An 18,915-nucleotide genomic window follows, 5' to 3' on the forward strand; every position below is an offset into this window, starting at 1 on the left:
CTTATTATCAGGATAAAGCTGACGAAATTTGGGCAGCTTTGATTGATACTGATTCTGCGCTCAAAACAAACGAAGACGCCCGTGCACTGGCGAACGCGCTTTTTGGACACAGTAGCTTTCTCTCAAGCATTGCTCGCCGCAGACCCAGACTCGCGGCAGATTTTCTTAAAGGGGAACCGGACGCGCATTTTGAAGCCATTCTGGCGGACCTCAAAGCGGAGCGACCGGAAGGCGAGAAAACACCAGACCTTATGGCCTTCCTGCGTGAAAGCAAAAGTGCCGCAGCGTTCCTTACCGCGGCAGCAGACGTCGCCGGATGGTGGAGCCTTGAACAAGTCACCGCTGCCCTCAGCCGCTTCGCCGATGCTGCACTTGAAATCTCGCTCGCCCACCTTTTGCATGCCCGCATGAAAGTAGGCGAACTGGCTTGGCCAAATGGCAACGTGCAGCCCGTCAGCCCAAAGTTGGCGCAAAATTGCGGCTACTTCATTCTTGGGATGGGAAAGCTGGGCGCCTTTGAGCTCAACTATTCTTCTGACATCGACCTGATCGCACTCTATGACGCCGAAAGGGTCCACTACACCGGCAACAAAACGCTGAAGCAATGCTTCATCCGGCTGACGCAGGAACTGATGCAAATCATGGAAACCCGCACGATGCACGGTTATGTGTTCCGTACAGACCTACGCCTCAGGCCTGACCCGGGCGCAACACCGGTCGCACTGTCCGTTGAAGCCGCCGAAACCTATTACCATTCCATGGCCGTAAACTGGGAACGGTCTGCCATGATCAAGGCACGCGTGGTTGCAGGCGACCAGACTTCCGGCAATGCCTATCTGGAGACCATGGCACGCTGGATCTGGCGCCGGAACATGGATTTCGCGGCCCTCAATGACATTGCAGCGATCAAGAACCAGATCAATCGCCACTACGGCCAGACCCAATCGGCCTTCCGGGGCTATAATGTTAAGCTCGGCTATGGCGGCATTCGGGAAATTGAATTCTTCACCCAGATCAACCAGTTACTGCACGCTGGCCGGCACCCCGCGCTCCGGCTCAGGGGCACGCTTGATGCCCTGGATATGCTGGCGATGGACCAGATCGTTGACGGCAAGATCCACAAGACCTTGTCAAACGGGTACCGGTTCCTGCGCACCCTTGAACACCGCATTCAGATGATGAATGACGAACAGACCCACGATATCCCAGACGACGATAATCGGTTCGACTGCCTGGTATCCTTCATGGGGTACCCTGATGAAGCCAGCTTCAAGGCCGCCGTCATGGAACACACCAAGGCGATCAGCACCATTTATGACGCCCTGCTGCCGGAGGACGACACAGTAAGGAGCGACGGCTATTCGGAAGGCGACCTGCCTGCAACACTTGAAAGGCTGGGTTTCGATGACCCAGAAAATTCAGCCGCCGTCATTGAAGGCTGGCGCCGCGGCCGACACCGGGCACTGAGGACGGAACGCGCCAAACGCTTGCTGGAACAGATACTGCCTGGGCTTCTTGATGCCTTTTCCGGTACGGAAAACGCTGGAAGTGCCTTAACGCGATTTGATAGGTTCATCTCCCAACTGCCTGCTGGTGTTCAACTTTTCTCACTTCTACAGTCCAACCCTACTCTATTTCAGCTTTTGGCACGGGTGATGGGCCTAGCGCCCGCCCTTGCCGAAGCCCTTGGCAAGAAACCGGACCTGTGGGACGCCGTGCTGGAGCCCGGCTTTTACGCACCGTTGGAAAGCGAGGAGGAACTGAGGGAAAAGCTTGAGGAACTACTTGATAGCGCGCACGACTATCAGGATATCCTTGATATCGTGCGCCGCTTTGTGGCTGAACACCGCTTCCGCATTGGTGTGCAGCTTCTGGAATCGCTTGCCAGCGTTCGGGAAAGCGGCGAGGCTCAGACCCGCCTTGCTGATATCACGCTGAAAGCCCTGACCAAACGGGTGGAGGAAGAATTCGCCGCCAAGCACGGTCGGTTCGAGGACGGCGGCATATCGATTGTTGCCATGGGCAAATATGGTGGCGGCGAGCTGACCCATACATCAGACCTTGATGTGGTGTTCCTTTATCATGTGCCAGACATGGACAGCATGTCTGACGGCGACAAACCCCTGATGCCAAGCCAGTATTTTTCCCGCCTGGGGCAACATATCATCACAGCGATCACGGCCTTGACGCCCGAAGGTCGGCTTTATGAAGTGGATACGCGCCTCAGGCCATCCGGTAGCCAAGGGCCTCTGGTGGTCACTCTCAAGACCTTCGCAGACTATTACACCGGCGCCGCCTGGGCCTGGGAACATATGGCCCTCACCCGCGCACGTGTCATTCTGGCGCCAGACAGCATGCGCCAACCGCTTATTGACACCATCATATCCGTGCTGACCGCACCGCGGGACGCAGATGAGCTCTTGCGCGCCGTCAATGACATGCGCGGCAAACTGTTCGATCAGTTCGGCACAGCCAACCCGTGGGCCATCAAACACACCCGTGGCGGGCTCGTGGACATGGAATTCATCTGCCAATATCTGATGCTACGCGAAGGCAACCGGGCAAAAGAGATATTCCACCCGCAACTTGACGAAAGTATCAGCCGTCTTGCCGCATCAGGCGCCCTGACCAAGGAACAGGCTGACAGGCTCCACGGTGGGCACGAATATATGCAACAGGTCCAGAGCCTGCTTCGCCTTTGCCTGGGGGGCAGTCCCTCAGCAGATGAAGCGATACCAAGGGCGCTTCGAACCACGCTTTGCCGCGCGACAGGCGCGTCAAGTTTCAACGATCTAAAGGCTGAGCTGATACGTAGGCAATCAGACATATACAGCCTGTTCCAAACTATGATAGAGGAACCTGCAAACGCCCTACCGGCCACCGATCAGGGATGATCAAGGCCAAAGACCATAAACGGAGGACAAGACGTGAGTGTTGACGTTGGCGATAAAGCCCCTGCCTTTTCCCTGCCCGCTGATGGCGGCGAGACCCTTTCGCTGAGCGACTTCAAGGGCAAAAAGGTGGTTCTGTATTTTTATCCGAAAGACAGCACGCCCGGCTGCACCACAGAAGCCAAGGATTTTTCTGCATTGATCAGCGACTTTGAGGCTGCTGGCGCCGTGGTTCTCGGCATGTCGAAAGACAGCGTACGCCGCCATGACAACTTCATCGCCAAATCAGAGCTGAAGGTTCGCCTTGTATCAGACGAAGAAGGCAAAACCATCGAAGATTATGGTGTCTGGGTTCAGAAAAAATTGTATGGCCGCGAATATATGGGTATCGAACGCGCCACCTTCCTGATCGATGGTGAAGGCACGATCCGCGAAGTATGGCACAAGGTGAAGGTTAAAGGCCATGCTGAAGCCGTTCTTGAAGCCGTGAAAGCAATCTAATATAGCCGATGTCCAACGACTGGAAAAATATTAGTGAAGCCGCTGTCGCCGTGCTTAACACCGCTAGGCCGAGGGAAAAAGCCGAGACGGCCCGCCTTGCTGCAGCCAAGTGGCGGAGCGGCACACTTCCACTCAAGTTCACCACCCAGCCTCCCCTGCGCCCCGCGCGCCCGGACAAGCCTGTGCTGATGATGCCAGCGGACATGCCAAAAAGGCGCAAAGGCGGTACAGAGGGCAACCGCCGCGCACTTCTTCATGCCATTGCCCACATTGAACTGAACGCGATTGATCTGGCGTTTGACCTTGTGGCACGCTTCGGCGACCTGATGCCCAAGGCATTCACGGACGACTGGGTCCAAGTGGGTGACGATGAAGCACGCCATTTTGCGCTGGTCAGCGCCCGCCTGAAGGCACTTGATTGCTACTATGGCGACCTGCCGGCCCATGACGGCTTATGGCAGTCCGCCATGGACACCAAGGACAGCCTGCCCGCGCGCCTTGCCATTGTTCCTATGGTGCTTGAGGCCCGCGGCCTTGATGTCACCCCGAAAATGATCGAGCAGTTCAAGCGCAGCGGCGACGACGTGTCTGCCGATGTACTGCAGACCATTTACGAAGAAGAAATCGGGCACGTCAGCGCAGGAACCCGCTGGTTCAAGCATCTTGCCAAACAAGGTGGACTTGACGACAAGGCATGGTTTCAGGAACTGGTAACCGAGTATTTCAACGGCAGCCTGAAGCCACCGTTCAACAAGCCCGCCCGCAACCGGGCCGGGATGCCCTGCTCCTTCTACGAGCCACTCGCGGATCTTCTATCGGATGGACAAGAGGCTTGACCAATTGCCCGAAATTCGGTGGAATGGCAAAAAACTACTATAAATTATACCTTTATTAGCTTGACGCATGCCTATATAGAGGAATGGCTTTCGAGCAGGGACCAACAGGGTGAGGACACGCACTGCGTGGATGGTTTTTGAGTAACGATCTGACTTTATTAGAGAAATTCCAGATCTTCCGGCAAAAATATTTTCCGGAGCGCCAGCTGTTTTTGCGCAGCGAAGGCCGCGTTCGCTTTGTAACCTTTTCCAGCAATTTCCAGATGGCGACCTCATCGGCCGTACTAGTTGCGCTTGGTTGGGGGCTTGTGACCTCCTATCATTATCTGACACGCGACCAGGTGCTTGAAGCCAAAAACCGCACCATTACCACCATGTCTGCGCAGTATGAATCGCTTTCAAACGACTTTTCCGCGCTTGAGATGGAAGTGGAGCGTAAGGCAGAGCAGCTTGAGACCCGTCAGCGTTTGCTGGAAGAAATGGTTGGTGTTGACGGAAATAGCGCGCCTAGGCCTGTGAATGCTGAACCAGAAGCGGCGACCAGCGATAAAGCGCCAGCTCCCAACACGTCAATGACAATTGGCGAAAAACCAAGCTTTCTCGCCGAAATTCTTGGCGCAGGTACCGCACAGGCTGCGATCCTTTCAAACACAGATCGCCGCAAGAATCTTCTTGCGCGGCTTGAGCAGATGCAACACCGGCAGCAGTATCTGGCGCACGCTCTCCTGAGCGATGCCGAAGCGCAGATTGCCAAGATTGACCAGGTGCTTGAACCCACCAAGCTCGACAATGAACAGCTTCTTCAAAAGGCTGAGACCATGGTTACTGCCATGGGCGGCCCTTTTGTACCTGAGCAGGATTTTCAGCCTGTTTTCGATGAAAACGACCACGACACCTTCCTGCAACTGATCAATACACGCCAACGCCTTGAGATGGTCACAATGGTGCTCAATAGTGTGCCCGTCGGCCAGCCAGCGGAGAAATATTACCTCTCCAGCAAGTTTGGTCGACGTAAAGACCCGCTTAAAAAGACCTGGGCCAGCCACTATGGACTTGATCTGGCTGGATGGCCAGGCACTGCGATTAACGCGACGGGTCCAGGAACCGTTGTTCATGCCGGCTGGTTTGGCCCGTACGGCAACATGGTTGAAATAGACCACGGCAACGGCTTCAGGACACGTTACGGCCACATGCGCAAGGTACGGGTCAAAAAGGGAGATGAGGTAACTTTAGGACAACGCGTCGGCGACATGGGAAAAACCGGAAGGGTTACAGGCACCCACCTTCATTATGAAATCTGGTTCGATGGCGAAGTACGCGATCCAATGCCTTTTATGAAAGCAGCAAATGATGTTCTCGAAATCCAAGGAAGAAATGAAGAAACCAGTCAGCAATAGCACGCCGACGCCCCGCTCGGGCGCAGCGACCCCCCCTTCCCTCATTGCTTCAGACGTCCAGATCGATGGTAATGTTCGCACAGGTGGCGAACTGCAGCTCGACGGCCATATTACAGGCGATGTTTCGTGTGGCGGCCTTGTTATGGGCGAAACCGGTGCGGTTAAAGGCACCATCTCTGCCGACAGCGTCACCATTCGCGGCACAGTGAAGGGTGAAATTCGCGCCCGGTCCGTACGTCTTGAGAAGACCGCCATTGTCGAAGGCGACGTGATCCACGAAAGCCTGTCCGTTGAAGCAGGCGCCAAGCTGACAGGCCGGTTCGCGCATTCGTCCAACCCGTCTGAGGGCAAGTCAGCAGTAGCAGGAACTACAGCCAAGGATGAGACGGCAGAGACACCGTCTTTCGTAAAGGCAAAGCCAGCCGCTGAATAAGCTGGCTATCTGATCGTTTAAAAAAGGCGCCTCACTGGGCGCCTTTTCTTTTTTGGTTTAGGTGTAACCGAATAATCAATCGATGTCGGAGACTTCCGCGTCTGTCCCGTGCACCCGTGCCGCAAGCGCTGCCGCCATGAAGCGATCAAGGTCTCCGTCCAGCACCTTATCAGGCTGGCCAGATTCCTCGCCTGTACGCAGGTCTTTCACCATCTGATAAGGCTGCATCACATAGGACCGGATCTGGTGACCCCACCCGATCTCTGTTTTGGTCGCATTAACCGCATTGGCTTCTTCTTCACGGCGCCTCAGCTCTGCCTCATAAAGGCGGGCTTTCAGCATGCTCATGGCAGCTGCCCGGTTTTTGTGCTGCGACCGCTCTGCTTGGCACTGCACCACAATGCCGGATGGTTGGTGCGTGATCCGCACTGCACTATCTGTGGTGTTCACATGCTGCCCGCCCGCGCCAGACGCCCGGTAAGTATCAACCTTCAGATCGCTCTCGTTAATATCGATTTCGATACTGTCGTCGATCACAGGATAGACCCAGACCGATGCAAAACTGGTGTGGCGCCGCGCGTTGCTGTCATAAGGCGAAATCCGCACCAGGCGGTGAACGCCGGATTCGGTCTTCAGCCAGCCATAAGCATCCTCGCCCTTCACCTGGATGGTCGCCGACTTGATGCCGGCTTCTTCGCCCGGCATATATTGAACGGTTTCAACCTTGAACCCGCGCTTTTCAGCCCAGCGCATATACATGCGGTGCAGCATAGATGCCCAGTCCTGGCTTTCCGTGCCGCCGGCGCCCGAATGGATTTCAACGTAGGTGTCGTTGCCGTCTGCCTCGCCGGACAGCAGCGCCTTCAGTTCGGCGTCCTTGGCCTTTTCGGCCAAGCCCTTGATCTGCTCTTCGGCTTCGGCTGCCATATCCTCGTCGCCCTCCATCTCAGAGAGTTCCAGGATTTCAAGCGTGTCCGCGAGATCAGTCTCAATGCCCTGCACAGCCTTGATGGCGTCATCAAGCTTGGTCCGCTCGCGCATCAATTTCTGTGCATTTTGAGGGTCGTTCCAAAGATCAGGGTCTTCAGCGAGAGCGTTCAGCTCCTCAAGCCTGAGTAAAGCCTGATCCCAGTCAAAGATGCCTCCTCAGCAGTGCCATTGACTGCTGGAGTTGGTCGACGGTTGCCTGAGCTTCCGCACGCATAAATACTTCCTTCGTTACTTAATTTGCTCAGGGTGAACCGGATCAGTAGATACCGCCGGTACCCTTACGAATTGTGCTTTTGGTTTTACCGGTTTCAAGCGAGCCGTCAAGTACTGCATATTGGCCAACACGGGGTTCGGTCCCCGGCTTGAAGGCTTCCAGGATCACATCTTCGTCTTCGAGGGTAGCAGGCTGGCCGGTTTTGGCATTGACGCGCACCAGACGGATACCGGAAGGCATCCGGAACGGCACACCGGGCTCACCTTTGAGCGCGTCTCGCATGAAATCACGGAAGATAGGCACAGCCACGCTGGAGCCCTCTTCATACTGTCCAAGGGACCGTGGGCGGTCAAACCCGGTGAACACACCAACGGCGAGATCGGCTGAAAAACCAACGAACCAGGCATCGGTAGCATCATTCGTTGTACCGGTTTTGCCCGCAAGCGGTTTACCAAGAACGCGAATCTTCCGCCCCGTACCATTTTGCACAACGCCTTCCAACATGGACACCATTTGATAGGCAGTCTGCGGGTCCAACACCTGCTCGCGGTCGTCAGGAATCTCGGGCTCAAGCGTCGTCTGGTCCCAGCGGATGGTGCATTCAACGCAGTCACGTTCATCATGCTTGTAGATGGTACGGCCGCGCCGATCCTGGATTCGGTCTATCAGGGATGGCTTGATCTGCTTACCGCCGTTCACCAGCATGCTATACGCGCCCGTGAGCTCAAGAAGCGTCACCTCAGACGCCCCAAGCGAGGACGCAAGCGTCGGCTCCATTTTCTCTCCGATACCGAACTTCTCGGCATATTTCAGCACCGTGGGCATGCCCAGGTGCTGGGCCAGCCGGATTGTCATCAGGTTCTTGGATTTCTCAATGCCGAACCGAAGCGTGCTGGGTCCATAGAACTTGTTGGAACTGTTCCGCGGCTTCCACTTGCCCTGCCCTTCACCCTGGTCGATCACAAAAGGTGCGTCGAGCACCAGGCTCGCGGGCGTGAAGCCGTTATCGAGTGCGGCAGCATAAACAAAGGGTTTGAAGGCAGAGCCTGGTTGGCGCTCGGCCTGAACCGCGCGGTTATACTGACTTGCGTCATAGTCAAAGCCGCCTACCATGGCCAGAACACGCCCGGTATGCGGGTCCATCGCCACCAGCGCGCCTTCAATTTCGGGTATCTGCCTGAGGCCATACCGCGTCACAGGCCCCAGCGGTTGTCCCTTTTCATCAAGGAAGCCCGTGATTTCATATTCGTCGGTATAAATGCGCTCCACAGCAACCACGCTGCCAACCGCCAGCACCTGTGCCGGGTCGGTGATCTTCGGGCCTAGCCGCTCACCTTCACGCCAGGGTCGAGCCCATTTGATTTCATCCAGATGGATAAAGCCGTAGCTACCGTCCTTTAGGCCGATGATTGCACCGTCTGCCCGCACTTCATGGACTGCTGCAAGCTGCCATTCCTGATAGCCGAGGGGCCGTTTGATTTCCTTGAGCGAGTCCCGCCAATTATTGTCGACCACGATCTTGCCAATAGCCCCGCGCCAGCCATGCCGGCGGTCATAGGCCACAAGGCCATCCCTCAGCGTCCGCTCGGCAATCGCCTGCAGGCGAGGCTCGAGCGACGTACGCACAGACAAACCGCCTTCATAAAGCTGCTTGGTGCCATACATGCGCCCGACCCGGCGGCGCACTTCTTCTTCGAAGTGTGCGGCTTCAAACCGGGCTTGGTCGGTTTCAGTCGCCATCACAAGGTCTTCGGCGATCGCTTGCTTGTATTCATCATCCGTTATGTAGCCAAGGTCCAGCATGCGCGACAGAACCCAGTTCCGCCGCCCCACAGCACGTCCCTTGTGGCGCACAGGGTGGTAATTGTGTGGTGCCTTCGGCAATGCCGCGAGATAGGCCATCTCGGCAATCGTCAGCTCATTAAGCGCCTTGTTGAAATAGTTTTGCGCCGCTGCGGCAACACCGTAGGACCGGTTGCCGAAGTTGATCTCGTTCAAATAAAGCTCAAGGATATGGTCCTTTGAGAAGGCCCGTTCGATCCTCAGCGTCAGGATCATTTCCTTGATTTTACGGTCCAGCTTCTGGTCAAGCGTCAGAAGGAATGTCCGTGCAACCTGCTGGGTGATGGTCGATCCGCCCTGCAGCGGCCTACCCTTGATCACATTCAGCACGTTTCTAATGTTGCCCCGCACCATGCCCATGTAATCAAGGCCATTGTGTTCGTAGAAGTTTTTGTCTTCGGCGGACATGAAAGCGTGGATCAGTTGGTCGGGTACCGCATTGATCGGCACGAACACGCGCGGCTTGCGCGCATATTCGGTCAGCAGGCTACCGTCGCCCGCATGCACCCGGGTGACCACAGCAGGCTCATATTGCGCAAGCTGACGATAATCCGGCAGGTCACGACCGTAATAGATGATCGCCCAAACGATCAGGATACCAACAGAAACCGTACCAACAGCGCCCAAAATCAGGCCGTACTTCAGTAACCGCCGCCACAAAGGCTTCTTGGCCTTTTGTGCGACTTTCTCTGTCGTGTCTTTCTGATTGTTGTCTGTGTCAGCCATAGTATCTCAAACGCCCACATAGCGCGGGTAAAATGCAAAAAATGTCCCATGCCATAGATGGCAACAGAATGTGTCGCAGATAAGGCAATTAGCGGCCTAGCGCTACCATTTGCTCGAAATACCGGTCAATTGCCCGCCGCACAGCCTTGGCGATGCGGCGCTGGCCGTCACGGCTATTGAGAAAACGCGCATTCTGCTTGTTGGTAAGGTAGCCGGCTTCCAGCAGAACAGACGGAACGTCTGGCGCCTTCAACACGCCAAGGTTTGCGAACCTATGACCGCGCCTGAGCATCGGCACATCCCGCTCAAGCTCAGAGACCAGAATAGCTGCAAACTGCGCAGAAAAGTTCATGGTTTCACGCTGCGCCAGATCGATCAGGATCGATGACACCTCGTCATCTGCCTGCTCAAGGTTCACGCCTGCAATCACATCTGATTTGTTCTCGCGCGCTGCCAACCGAGCCGCTTCCTTATCCGATGCCGTCTCTGACAGGTTATAGACACTGGCACCCGACACATTCGGCTTACTGATAGAATCCGCATGGATACTGATGAAAAGGTCTGCACCATGCCGTCTCGCGATCCGGAACCGCTCACGCACCGGCCAGAATATGTCACGGTCGCGGGTCATCCGAACGTCATAGCGGCCCGTTGCGTTAAGTTCGTCTCGCACTGCGCGCGCTATCGCAAGGACAATCACCTTTTCATGGACACCAATAACACCCAGGTTGCCTGGATCAGGCCCGCCATGGCCTGCATCAATAACAATAATCCGCTTGCCGGTTACGCTGCGGCGCGGACTAACCACATCAGGCGTCGCCTTGGAAACCATAACCGGTCGCGCCTTCTTGCTGTCTTTTACAGCAGTGAGGAACTGGGTTCGCGATGTGGTTTCCAGGTCAATGACCAACCGGTGGCCATAACCGCCACGCGGCGCCAAGTGAAAAGACTTTTTGACAATGGCCGGGGCCTTAAGATCCAGTACGATACGGTAAATGCCCGGTGCAAATAGCCCGTGACGGAAGCCGTCGACGGCCCCTTCCCCTTTGACCTTGTCGCTTGCGCGCCAATCGGCCTCTGGCAGGTCAATCACCACACGGTAAGGATCAGCAAGCAGGAAGATGCTGGGTTCGGCCTTTTCCGACACATCTAGCACAAAACGGGTCACTTCCCCGTTCTGGCCAAAGCGGATGCCGGAAATATCGATATCTTTTGCAAGAAGCGCACTCGTTCCAGCAAGCATAAGGCTGAGGCACAGAAACAGTCGCATTATTCTACGCAAAACCACACTCTTCCCCGAAAAAACAGGTCAATTCATAGTGACTATTGTCATCATAGTATGAATAACGGCTTAATCGCTCAAGAGAAACAAATCCCATCCGTCTTTCCTGTCCTTATACAGTTTTATTGCCGAGATGGAACAATTTCGATTGTAAAGCATCTTGGGTTTCACTATTTTAGCTTTGCGAGTTTATCGATCGGCCGCTTTAGGCGGCAGGTCGCGGTCTTGACGGGACGCTCTCGCGGTCTCAAAATTTAAAATGAGATCGCCATCGACCCCAAGGCCAAATAAGGACAAGAACCGGCAATGGCCAAAAGGCTTTGCGCATCGAAAACAGATTTTTCACGTCGTACACTACTCAGTGAACGGCGGCGTTTTGCTTTGGCCGGTACCTTTCCGGGGACTGCCTACTCCACACCTACAGTAAAATCATACCCATTGGACCCTGCCTGCGCCCCCCTTCGAAAAGAGGGCGTGCCCGCGCGGCAGCCAGTCCGGAGAACAAATATATGTCGACAAGAATGCTTATCGACGCGCGTCACCCAGAGGAGACACGCGTTACTGTTATCAAAGGTAGCCGCGTAGAGGAATTTGACTACGAATCAGCAACAAGACGCCAACTAAAAGGGAATATCTACCTCGCACGCGTAACCCGTGTGGAGCCTTCCCTGCAAGCGGCCTTTGTTGAATATGGTGGCAATCGCCACGGCTTCCTTGCTTTCAGCGAAATCCACCCAGACTATTATCAAATCCCGGTTGAAGACCGTGAACAGATCCTGGCGGAAGAAGTCCAGGCTGTTGCGGAAGAATCCGAGGCAGATGACGTTATCGTCGCGGCTCCTGAGGACGAAGCCAATGAAGACGGTAGCGAAACCGAAATCCAGGCTGGCGACGAAGACGAAAAAGACGCGGAAATCGAAGAAGCCGCTGCCCGTCGTCGTGGTCTGAAGGCGCTCAAGCGCAAATATAACATTCAGGAAGTAATCAAACGCCGCCAGGTGCTTCTCGTTCAGGTTGTGAAAGAAGAACGCGGCAACAAAGGCGCTGCGCTGACCACTTACCTGTCGCTCGCTGGCCGCTACTGCGTGCTAATGCCAAACTCTACCCACTCGGGCGGTATCAGCCGTAAGATTTCAAGCGCCACAGACCGCAAGCGCCTGAAGAAGATGATTTCTGACCTGGAAGTGCCTGAGGAAATGGGCCTGATCGTCCGCACCGCGGGCATGAAGCGCACCAAGACCGAAATCAAGCGCGACTATGAATATATGATGCGCCTGTGGAACGGCATCCGTGAAAAAACGCTCGAATCCGTTGCCCCTACCCTCGTGTATGAGGAAGGCAACCTGATCAAGCGCACGATCCGCGACCTTTACACGCGTGAGGTTGACGAGATTCTGGTGGAAGGCGAAGAAGGCTACCGTGCAGCCAAGGACTTCATGAAGCTCCTGATGCCTAGCCATGCCAAAAAGGTTCAGCACTATAAGGACCGCATTCCGCTGTTCCATCGCTATCAGGTGGAAAACCACCTTGAGGCCATGTTCCAGCCTGTGGTGCAGCTGAAATCCGGCGGCTATATCGTTATCAACCCGACCGAGGCGCTGATTTCGATCGACGTCAACTCCGGCCGGTCCACCCGCGAACATAATATCGAGGAAACAGCCCTCAAGACAAACCTTGAAGCAGCAGAGGAAGTTGCACGCCAGCTTCGCCTGCGCGACATGGCTGGCCTTGTGGTGATCGACTTCATCGATATGGAAGAGCGCAACAATAACCGTGCTGTAGAGCGCCGCATGAAAGACGTGCTGAAGTCTGACCGTGCGCGCATCCAGGTGGGGCGCATCTCTTCGTTTGGCCTGATGGAAATGTCTCGCCAGCGCCTGCGCCCTAACCTCCTTGAAGTTAGCATGGAAACCTGTGAGCATTGCTCCGGTACAGGTATTGTTCGCTCAGTCGAATCCGCCTCACTCATGGTTCTGCGTCAGCTTGAGGAAGAAGGCATTCGGGGCCGTAGCTCAATCGTTCGCGTCATGGCCAGCCCAGAGGTTGCGATCTATCTACTGAACAAAAAGCGCAGCATGCTCTCTGAGCTCGAATCACGCTATGACTTCACCATCGAGGTTACTGGAACGCCATCCTATGGCCCTTCCGAGATCGAAATCACACGTGAAGCCATCACACCGGGCGCCAAGTCTGACGCCCCTACAGAAAGCGCCGTAACGCCAGACAGCCTGCCCGCAGAACCCGAGGTCAAGCAGGAAACCAGCGCACCACAGCGTGATCGTGACGAAGAAAGCTCTGACGACGATAAGCCGCGCCGCAAGCGCCGTCGTCGCCGTCGTCGCCGTCGTGGCGATCGCCCGCAGGATGGCCAGGACCAGCAGACACAGTCGCAGCAGGATGAAGGCGAAGGCGACGATTCCGACGCCGAAGGCCAACGCAATGACGAAGGCGATCAGGATGAAACCCGCGAAGGTAAACCGCGCCGTCGCCGTGGCAGTCGCGGTGGCCGCCGCCGTCGTAGCCGTGATGACCGTCCAGCAGTAGAGGGCGAAGAACCCCCAATTGCAGCAGAGGAAGGCGCATCTGAATCTCAACCGGCTGCCGCTGAAACTGCCCCAGACGCGACTGAGGCCAAAACGGAAGAAAAGCCGAAGCGCCGCACGCGTACCCGCAAGAAGGCTGAGCCGGAAGCGGAAGCCGCGGCAGAAGCCAAGCCAGAAGCAGCGGACGCCACGGCTGAAGAAAAGCCGAAGCGCCGCACGCGCACCCGCAAGGCTGCTGAACCAAAAGCGGAAGCCGCGGCAGAGGCCAAGCCGGAAGCGGACGACGCCAAAGCAGAAGAAAAGCCAAAGCGCCGCACGCGCACCCGCAAGGCCGCTGAGCCAAAAGCGGAAGCCGCGGCAGAGGCCAAGCCGGAAGCAGCTGACGCCAAAGCAGAGGAAAAGCCGAAGCGCCGCACGCGGACCCGCAAGGCCGCTGAGCCAAAAGCTGAAACAGCGGCAGAAGCCAAGCCGGAAGCCGATGACGCCAAAGCAGAGGAAAAGCCGAAGCGCCGCACGCGTAAAGCCGCGCCAAAGGCAGAGCCTAAAACTGACGCCAAGGTCGACGGCAAAGCGGACAGCAAGGCGGAAGCCCCTGCCAAGGCAGAGAAAGCCAAGCCTGCGGCGAAAGCCAAGCCAGCCCCAAAGCCTGAGGACAAGCCTGTACAGAAAATCTCTGTGACGTCCGACGGTACTGATCAGGCAAGCGCTCCGGTTGCTCCGGAGGCTGAAGGCGGCCCGAAACGTAAAGGTTGGTGGCAGCGCACATTCGGCTAAGGCTCGAATAGTTTGATGGAAGGCGGCGAGGCCACAGCTTCGCCGCCTTTTCTGTTTAATAAGGCCTTTATCCTCACGGCGTTGTCAGTGGATGTTCATTGACGATTAAGCCGCCACCCCATAGCGTGGGCGGAAACTTGGAGACGAGACTTGCTACGCTTCAAACGACACATCATCGCCCTGGCTATGTTCCTGCTGGCTTTCCCGCTATCGCCTGCGCGGGCGCAATCCATTTTGCGCGATGCTGAAACCGAAGCGTTCCTGCATGAAGCATCTGATCCGATCTTCCGGGCTGCGGAGCTGACACCCGCCTCCGTCCATATGTATTTGCTGCATGAAAACTCCATCAACGCGTTTGTGACGGGCGGCCAAAATATCTTCATCCATTCCGGGCTGATTCTGGAAGCCGATGATGTCACCGAATTCCTGGGCGTGATTGCCCACGAAACCTGTCACATTGCGTGTGGTCACCGTTTGCGGACAGGTGACGCCGCGATGAACGCAGGCACAACCTCCATTCTTTCGATGGTTCTTGGTGCCGCAGCAATCCTCGCAGGGGGCGCAGATGCAGGCATGGGCATCATGATGGCCGGTCAATCCATGGCGCAGGGCCAGTTCCTTGCCTACAGCCGCGGCCAGGAAAGCGAGGCCGACTTGGCCGGCGCCCGGTACCTTGAAGAGGCTGGCATCTCCGGCGAAGGCATGATCCGCTTCTTTGACAAACTGCGTGACCAGGAAATTCTGGCACAGGTGCGGCAGGACCCATATGTCCGGTCACACCCCCTGAACCGCACGCGTATTCTGCAGTTGCAGGAAGCGGTCGAGAAAAACCCACATTTCAAAGAGCCCGCCAACCCTGTTCTGGAAGAAAAATTCCAGCGCTTGAAGGCCAAGCTCATGGGCTATCTGTATAACCCGCGCCAGACATTACGTATTTACCCACCCAGCGACACCAGCATCCCTGCGCGTTATGCCCGGGTTTATGCCTATCACAAGGCCCTTGAGTGGGATCTGGCGCTGGCGGAAGCCCGCGCCCTTGTGGAAGCCGAACCCAACAACCCATACTTTTATGAAATCATGGGACAGATTCTGTTTGAAAACGGACGCGTGCGCGACAGCCTGCCGGTCTTCCAGCAGGCCGTTGAGCTTGCCCCCCATGAACCACTGATCGCGACAGCCATGGGACAGGCCATGGTGTCACTCGAAGACAAGGCCCTGATGGAGCGCGCCATCCCCATCCTTGAAGCTGCAACGCGTGAAGACCGCGGCAACAGTTTCGCCTGGTTCAATCTTGCCAAAGCCTATAGCTGGATGGGCCGCGACGCCGAAGCAAGCCTCGCGACCGCAGAGCGTTTCTATTCCGGCGGAAATCCAATCTTGGCGGTGATGCATGCACAGCGCGCCCTCGAAGGCTTTAAGACCGGCAGCCCGGAATGGCTCCGGGCACAGGATATTCTCTATGTGTCGCAGGAAGCGGCCGAAAAATTCAGAAAACAACAACAGCAACAGCGCCGCCGGCGTGTTGCCTTTGACCAATAACAGGACATAATTCAGTGAAGATTACGCCCATCGCATTTGCCCTTGCGGCCACCCTGCCCCTTGCCGGCCTTACGGATGCTAACGCCCAGGATACAGCTATCGATCCAGCCGAGCGCGCCAAGATCGAACGCGTGCTTGAAGACTATCTTATGGAAAACCCGGAGATTGTTGTTAAGGCCATCCGCGAACTCCAACGCCGCCAGACGGTTGCGCAGATGCTGCCTGCTGTGCAGATGTACCGCGATTTCCTTGAGAACGAAGAAGGCGCGCCTGTTATGGGCAACCCTAATGGCGATGTAACGATTGTTGAATTTTTCGATTATCGCTGCGGTTTCTGCCGCCGGCATTTTCCGGCGGTGATGAAGCTGGTGCGTGAAGATGGCAATATCCGCCTTGTGCCGCGTCAGTATCCAATCCTGGACCGTCCCGGCCAGACGCCGGTTTCCTTTCTTGCCGCCAAAGCAGCATTGGCTGCCCACAAACAGGGCAAGTTCGAAGAATTCCACATCACGATGATGGGCGACAGCGTTCAGCTGACCGAAGACCGAATCTACCAACTGGCTGCGACCGTTGGCCTCAATGTTGACCAGCTCAAGGCTGACATGCAGGACAAGCTGATCGAAAAGAACGTCAAAAACAGCCTGGCTATCGGCCAGGATATCGGCTTTGACGGCACACCCGGCTATATCATTGGGGATGACATCATCGTTGGCGCGGAAGGCTATAACCGGTTGGTTGAAGCCGTATCCAGAGCCCGCGAGGAAAAGGCCGGTACAGCCGGAAACTAATAGCCAGCAAACACCGCTACAAAAAAGGCCGCTAACTGCGGCCTTTTTCTTACCATCATGTCCCTGCCCTAAATCAGGCCAGAGAGCGGTGAGCTTGGGTCTGCATAGCGTTTCTTCGGCATACGGCCAGCCTGATAGGCCAACCGCCCGCTTTCAACGGCCAGCTTCATGGCGCGCGCCATTTTGATAGGGTCTTTCGCTTCAGCGATCGCGGTGTTCATCAGCACGCCGTCACAGCCCAGTTCCATGGCAACAGCGGCGTCTGACGCCGTGCCGACGCCCGCATCCACCAGCACGGGCACACTCGCCTGTTCGATCATCAGCCGGATTTGAACTGGATTCTGGATGCCCAGGCCGGATCCAATGGGTGCGCCAAGCGGCATGATCGCCACGCAGCCCATGTCCTCAAGCTTCCTGGCCGCGATCGGGTCGTCAGAGCAGTAAACCATGACCTTGAAGCCGTCGCGGATCAGCTCCTCTGCGGCGATGAAGGTCTCCTGCATATTGGGATAAAGCGTTTTCTGGTCACCCAGAACCTCAAGCTTCACCAGGTCCCAGCCGCCCGCTTCCCGTGCGAGCCTGAGCGTCCGAAGCGCGGATTGGGCATCGAAACAGCCCGCTGTATTGGGCAGATAGGTGATTTTTTTGGGGTCCAGATAATCCACCAGCATCGGCTGGTTCGGGTCTGACACATTCACCCGGCGCACAGCAACGGTAACGATTTCAGCACCAGAGGCCTCAACAGCCTTTGCTGTTTCTTCGAAATCCTTGTATTTGCCGGTGCCCACGATCAGGCGCGAGCTGTACTGTTTGCCCGCCAGGGTCCAGGTGTCTCTAGGCTCTTGCGTCACTGTTTCCAGTCCTCCGCCAATAAAATGTACAATCTCTAACTTGTCGCCGTCTTCGAGCGTTACATCGGCAAATGTCGATTTGGGGACGATCTCCAGATTGCGTTCAACCGCAACTTTGGTGGGGTCAAGCCCCAGACTTTCGAGAAAGCTATCAAGCCGCTCTGGCGACCCAATTGTCTTCAATTCCCCATTCACTGTAATTTGCATCTGAACTGCCAAACCTTTACGCGCAAATTGAAATTCCGCAAAAAAATACCGAAGCGGCTTTGCATGCCATGCTTATGGCATTATATAGGTGGCATCAAGCGATCTGTCGAAACATTTGGATTCGATTATGAGTGAAGCGCAGCAAAAAAACATCATGGTCATCAATGGCCCTAACCTTAATCTGTTGGGGACCCGTGAGCCGGAGACCTATGGCAGCCTCACGCTGCCTGAAATCGGCACCATGATCAAAGACCATGCGAAGAACCACGGTCTGAATGTGGATTTCCGACAGAGCAACCATGAAGGCACACTTGTTGACTGGATTCAGGAAGCCGGTGATAGCGCCGACGGCATAATTCTTAATGCCGCGGCCTATACCCACACTTCTGTCGCCATCCGGGATGCAATTGCTGCCATCAACACACCAGTTATTGAAGTGCACTTGTCCAATGTTTTCGCGCGGGAGGAATTCCGTCACCACTCTTTCGTGTCCGACCAGGCCGCGGGAGTGATTTGCGGGTTTGGCGCAACCGGATATGTGCTTGCGATTGACGCGTTTGCCAGTATGCTGCGCGGCAATCAGTGACCAGGGGTTAAAGGCTACTTACATGTCTAAAATTAAAGAATATAAAGAGCTTGTGCGCGAGCTCGCCGAACTTCTCGACAAATCCACACTGTCCGAAATCGAGGTGGAAGAAGAAGATCTCCGCATCCGCGTTGCACGCGAAGTGCCTTCCAGCATCAATTATGCAGCACCAGCGATGGCTGCTCCGGCTCATGCTCCGGCACCCGCTGCGGCTCCAGCGGCAGCGCCTGCCGCGGAAGCAGCCGCACCTGCAGCAGCGGACCCCGCTGACCATCCCGGCGCAGTACCTTCCCCGATGGTTGGTACAGCCTACACTTCCCCAAGCCCAGGGGCCGACCCGTTTGTGACGGTTGGTTCCCAGGTGAAGGAAGGCGATACGATCCTGATTATCGAAGCCATGAAGGTAATGAACCAGATCAAGGCACCGAAATCCGGTACCGTGAAGCAGGTCTTGGTTGCCGACGCCCAGCCGGTTGAGTTCGGTGAACCTCTTTGCATCATCGAGTAGGGACACC

14 protein-coding genes are annotated in these 18,915 nt (G+C 56.0%); 10 read left to right on the forward strand and 4 right to left on the reverse strand.

The genetic code is table 11. The features are described from left to right. Positions 1 to 38 precede the first annotated feature (38 nt). From ACFO5Q_RS10545 to ACFO5Q_RS10565, 5 genes are all read left to right on the forward strand, one after another. On the forward strand, positions 39 to 2,894 hold the full coding sequence (locus ACFO5Q_RS10545; RefSeq protein ID WP_197420979.1) for a bifunctional [glutamine synthetase] adenylyltransferase/[glutamine synthetase]-adenylyl-L-tyrosine phosphorylase: 2,856 nt from the start codon (positions 39 to 41) through the stop codon (positions 2,892 to 2,894). A 33-nt stretch (positions 2,895 to 2,927) separates the two neighbouring features. Further along, a complete protein-coding gene (gene bcp / locus ACFO5Q_RS10550; RefSeq protein WP_068145775.1) occupies positions 2,928 to 3,392 on the forward strand; it encodes a thioredoxin-dependent thiol peroxidase in 465 nt (154 codons plus the stop codon). 8 nt (positions 3,393 to 3,400) lie between these two features. Beyond that, a complete protein-coding gene (locus tag ACFO5Q_RS10555; RefSeq protein WP_068145772.1) occupies positions 3,401 to 4,228 on the forward strand; it encodes a ferritin-like domain-containing protein in 828 nt (275 codons plus the stop codon). 137 nt (positions 4,229 to 4,365) lie between these two features. Next, positions 4,366 to 5,625, forward strand: a complete 1,260-nt coding sequence (locus ACFO5Q_RS10560; protein WP_068145770.1) for a M23 family metallopeptidase — start codon at positions 4,366 to 4,368, stop codon at positions 5,623 to 5,625. Beyond that, entirely contained in the window at positions 5,603 to 6,058 is a 456-nt protein-coding gene (locus tag ACFO5Q_RS10565) for a bactofilin family protein (protein ID WP_068145768.1), read from the forward strand. Before ACFO5Q_RS10560 ends, ACFO5Q_RS10565 begins: the two co-directional genes overlap by 23 nt. Before the next feature lie 75 nt (positions 6,059 to 6,133). Here ACFO5Q_RS10565 and prfB read toward each other — a convergent pair. The 3 genes from prfB to ACFO5Q_RS10580 all read right to left on the reverse strand — a co-directional run bounded on the left by prfB (position 6,134) and on the right by ACFO5Q_RS10580 (position 11,112). Next, positions 6,134 to 7,262 (reverse strand): peptide chain release factor 2 gene (prfB, locus tag ACFO5Q_RS10570; protein WP_156431907.1). Its coding sequence is split into 2 segments (ribosomal slippage): positions 6,134 to 7,192 and positions 7,194 to 7,262, totalling 1,128 coding nucleotides; the frame shifts between segments, so codons are not numbered across the junction. A gap of 42 nt (positions 7,263 to 7,304) precedes the next feature. After that, the gene (locus ACFO5Q_RS10575) at positions 7,305 to 9,830 is read right to left on the reverse strand and encodes a penicillin-binding protein 1A (protein WP_068145763.1); all 2,526 of its coding nucleotides are present in this window, start codon (positions 9,828 to 9,830) and stop codon (positions 7,305 to 7,307) included. A gap of 88 nt (positions 9,831 to 9,918) precedes the next feature. After that, positions 9,919 to 11,112, reverse strand: a complete 1,194-nt coding sequence (locus tag ACFO5Q_RS10580; RefSeq protein ID WP_380084352.1) for an N-acetylmuramoyl-L-alanine amidase — start codon at positions 11,110 to 11,112, stop codon at positions 9,919 to 9,921. Between the two features lie 509 nt (positions 11,113 to 11,621). Here ACFO5Q_RS10580 and ACFO5Q_RS10585 point away from each other — a divergent pair. The 3 genes from ACFO5Q_RS10585 to ACFO5Q_RS10595 all read left to right on the forward strand — a co-directional run bounded on the left by ACFO5Q_RS10585 (position 11,622) and on the right by ACFO5Q_RS10595 (position 16,756). Then, positions 11,622 to 14,429, forward strand: coding sequence for an Rne/Rng family ribonuclease (locus ACFO5Q_RS10585; RefSeq protein ID WP_068145759.1), 2,808 nt, complete (start codon positions 11,622 to 11,624; stop codon positions 14,427 to 14,429). Positions 14,430 to 14,579: 150 nt separating this feature from the next. After that, entirely contained in the window at positions 14,580 to 15,968 is a 1,389-nt protein-coding gene (locus tag ACFO5Q_RS10590; RefSeq protein ID WP_068145756.1) for a M48 family metalloprotease, read from the forward strand. A 14-nt stretch (positions 15,969 to 15,982) separates the two neighbouring features. Further along, positions 15,983 to 16,756, forward strand: coding sequence for a DsbA family protein (locus ACFO5Q_RS10595; RefSeq protein ID WP_068145753.1), 774 nt, complete (start codon positions 15,983 to 15,985; stop codon positions 16,754 to 16,756). Between the two features lie 68 nt (positions 16,757 to 16,824). On the opposite strand, the gene thiS is transcribed toward ACFO5Q_RS10595, so the two are convergent. Next, a complete protein-coding gene (gene thiS, locus ACFO5Q_RS10600; protein ID WP_068145750.1) occupies positions 16,825 to 17,814 on the reverse strand; it encodes a sulfur carrier protein ThiS in 990 nt (329 codons plus the stop codon). A gap of 127 nt (positions 17,815 to 17,941) precedes the next feature. Between thiS and aroQ the strand changes: the two genes are divergently transcribed. Both aroQ and accB read left to right on the forward strand, forming a co-directional pair. After that, the gene (gene aroQ, locus ACFO5Q_RS10605; RefSeq protein WP_068145745.1) at positions 17,942 to 18,400 is read left to right on the forward strand and encodes a type II 3-dehydroquinate dehydratase; all 459 of its coding nucleotides are present in this window, start codon (positions 17,942 to 17,944) and stop codon (positions 18,398 to 18,400) included. Between the two features lie 22 nt (positions 18,401 to 18,422). Continuing rightward, entirely contained in the window at positions 18,423 to 18,908 is a 486-nt protein-coding gene (accB, locus tag ACFO5Q_RS10610) for an acetyl-CoA carboxylase biotin carboxyl carrier protein (protein ID WP_068145741.1), read from the forward strand. Positions 18,909 to 18,915: the final 7 nt, after the last annotated feature.

The organism is Kordiimonas lipolytica, from assembly GCF_042651265.1.
Taxonomy (GTDB): Bacteria; Pseudomonadota; Alphaproteobacteria; order Sphingomonadales; family Kordiimonadaceae; genus Kordiimonas; species Kordiimonas lipolytica.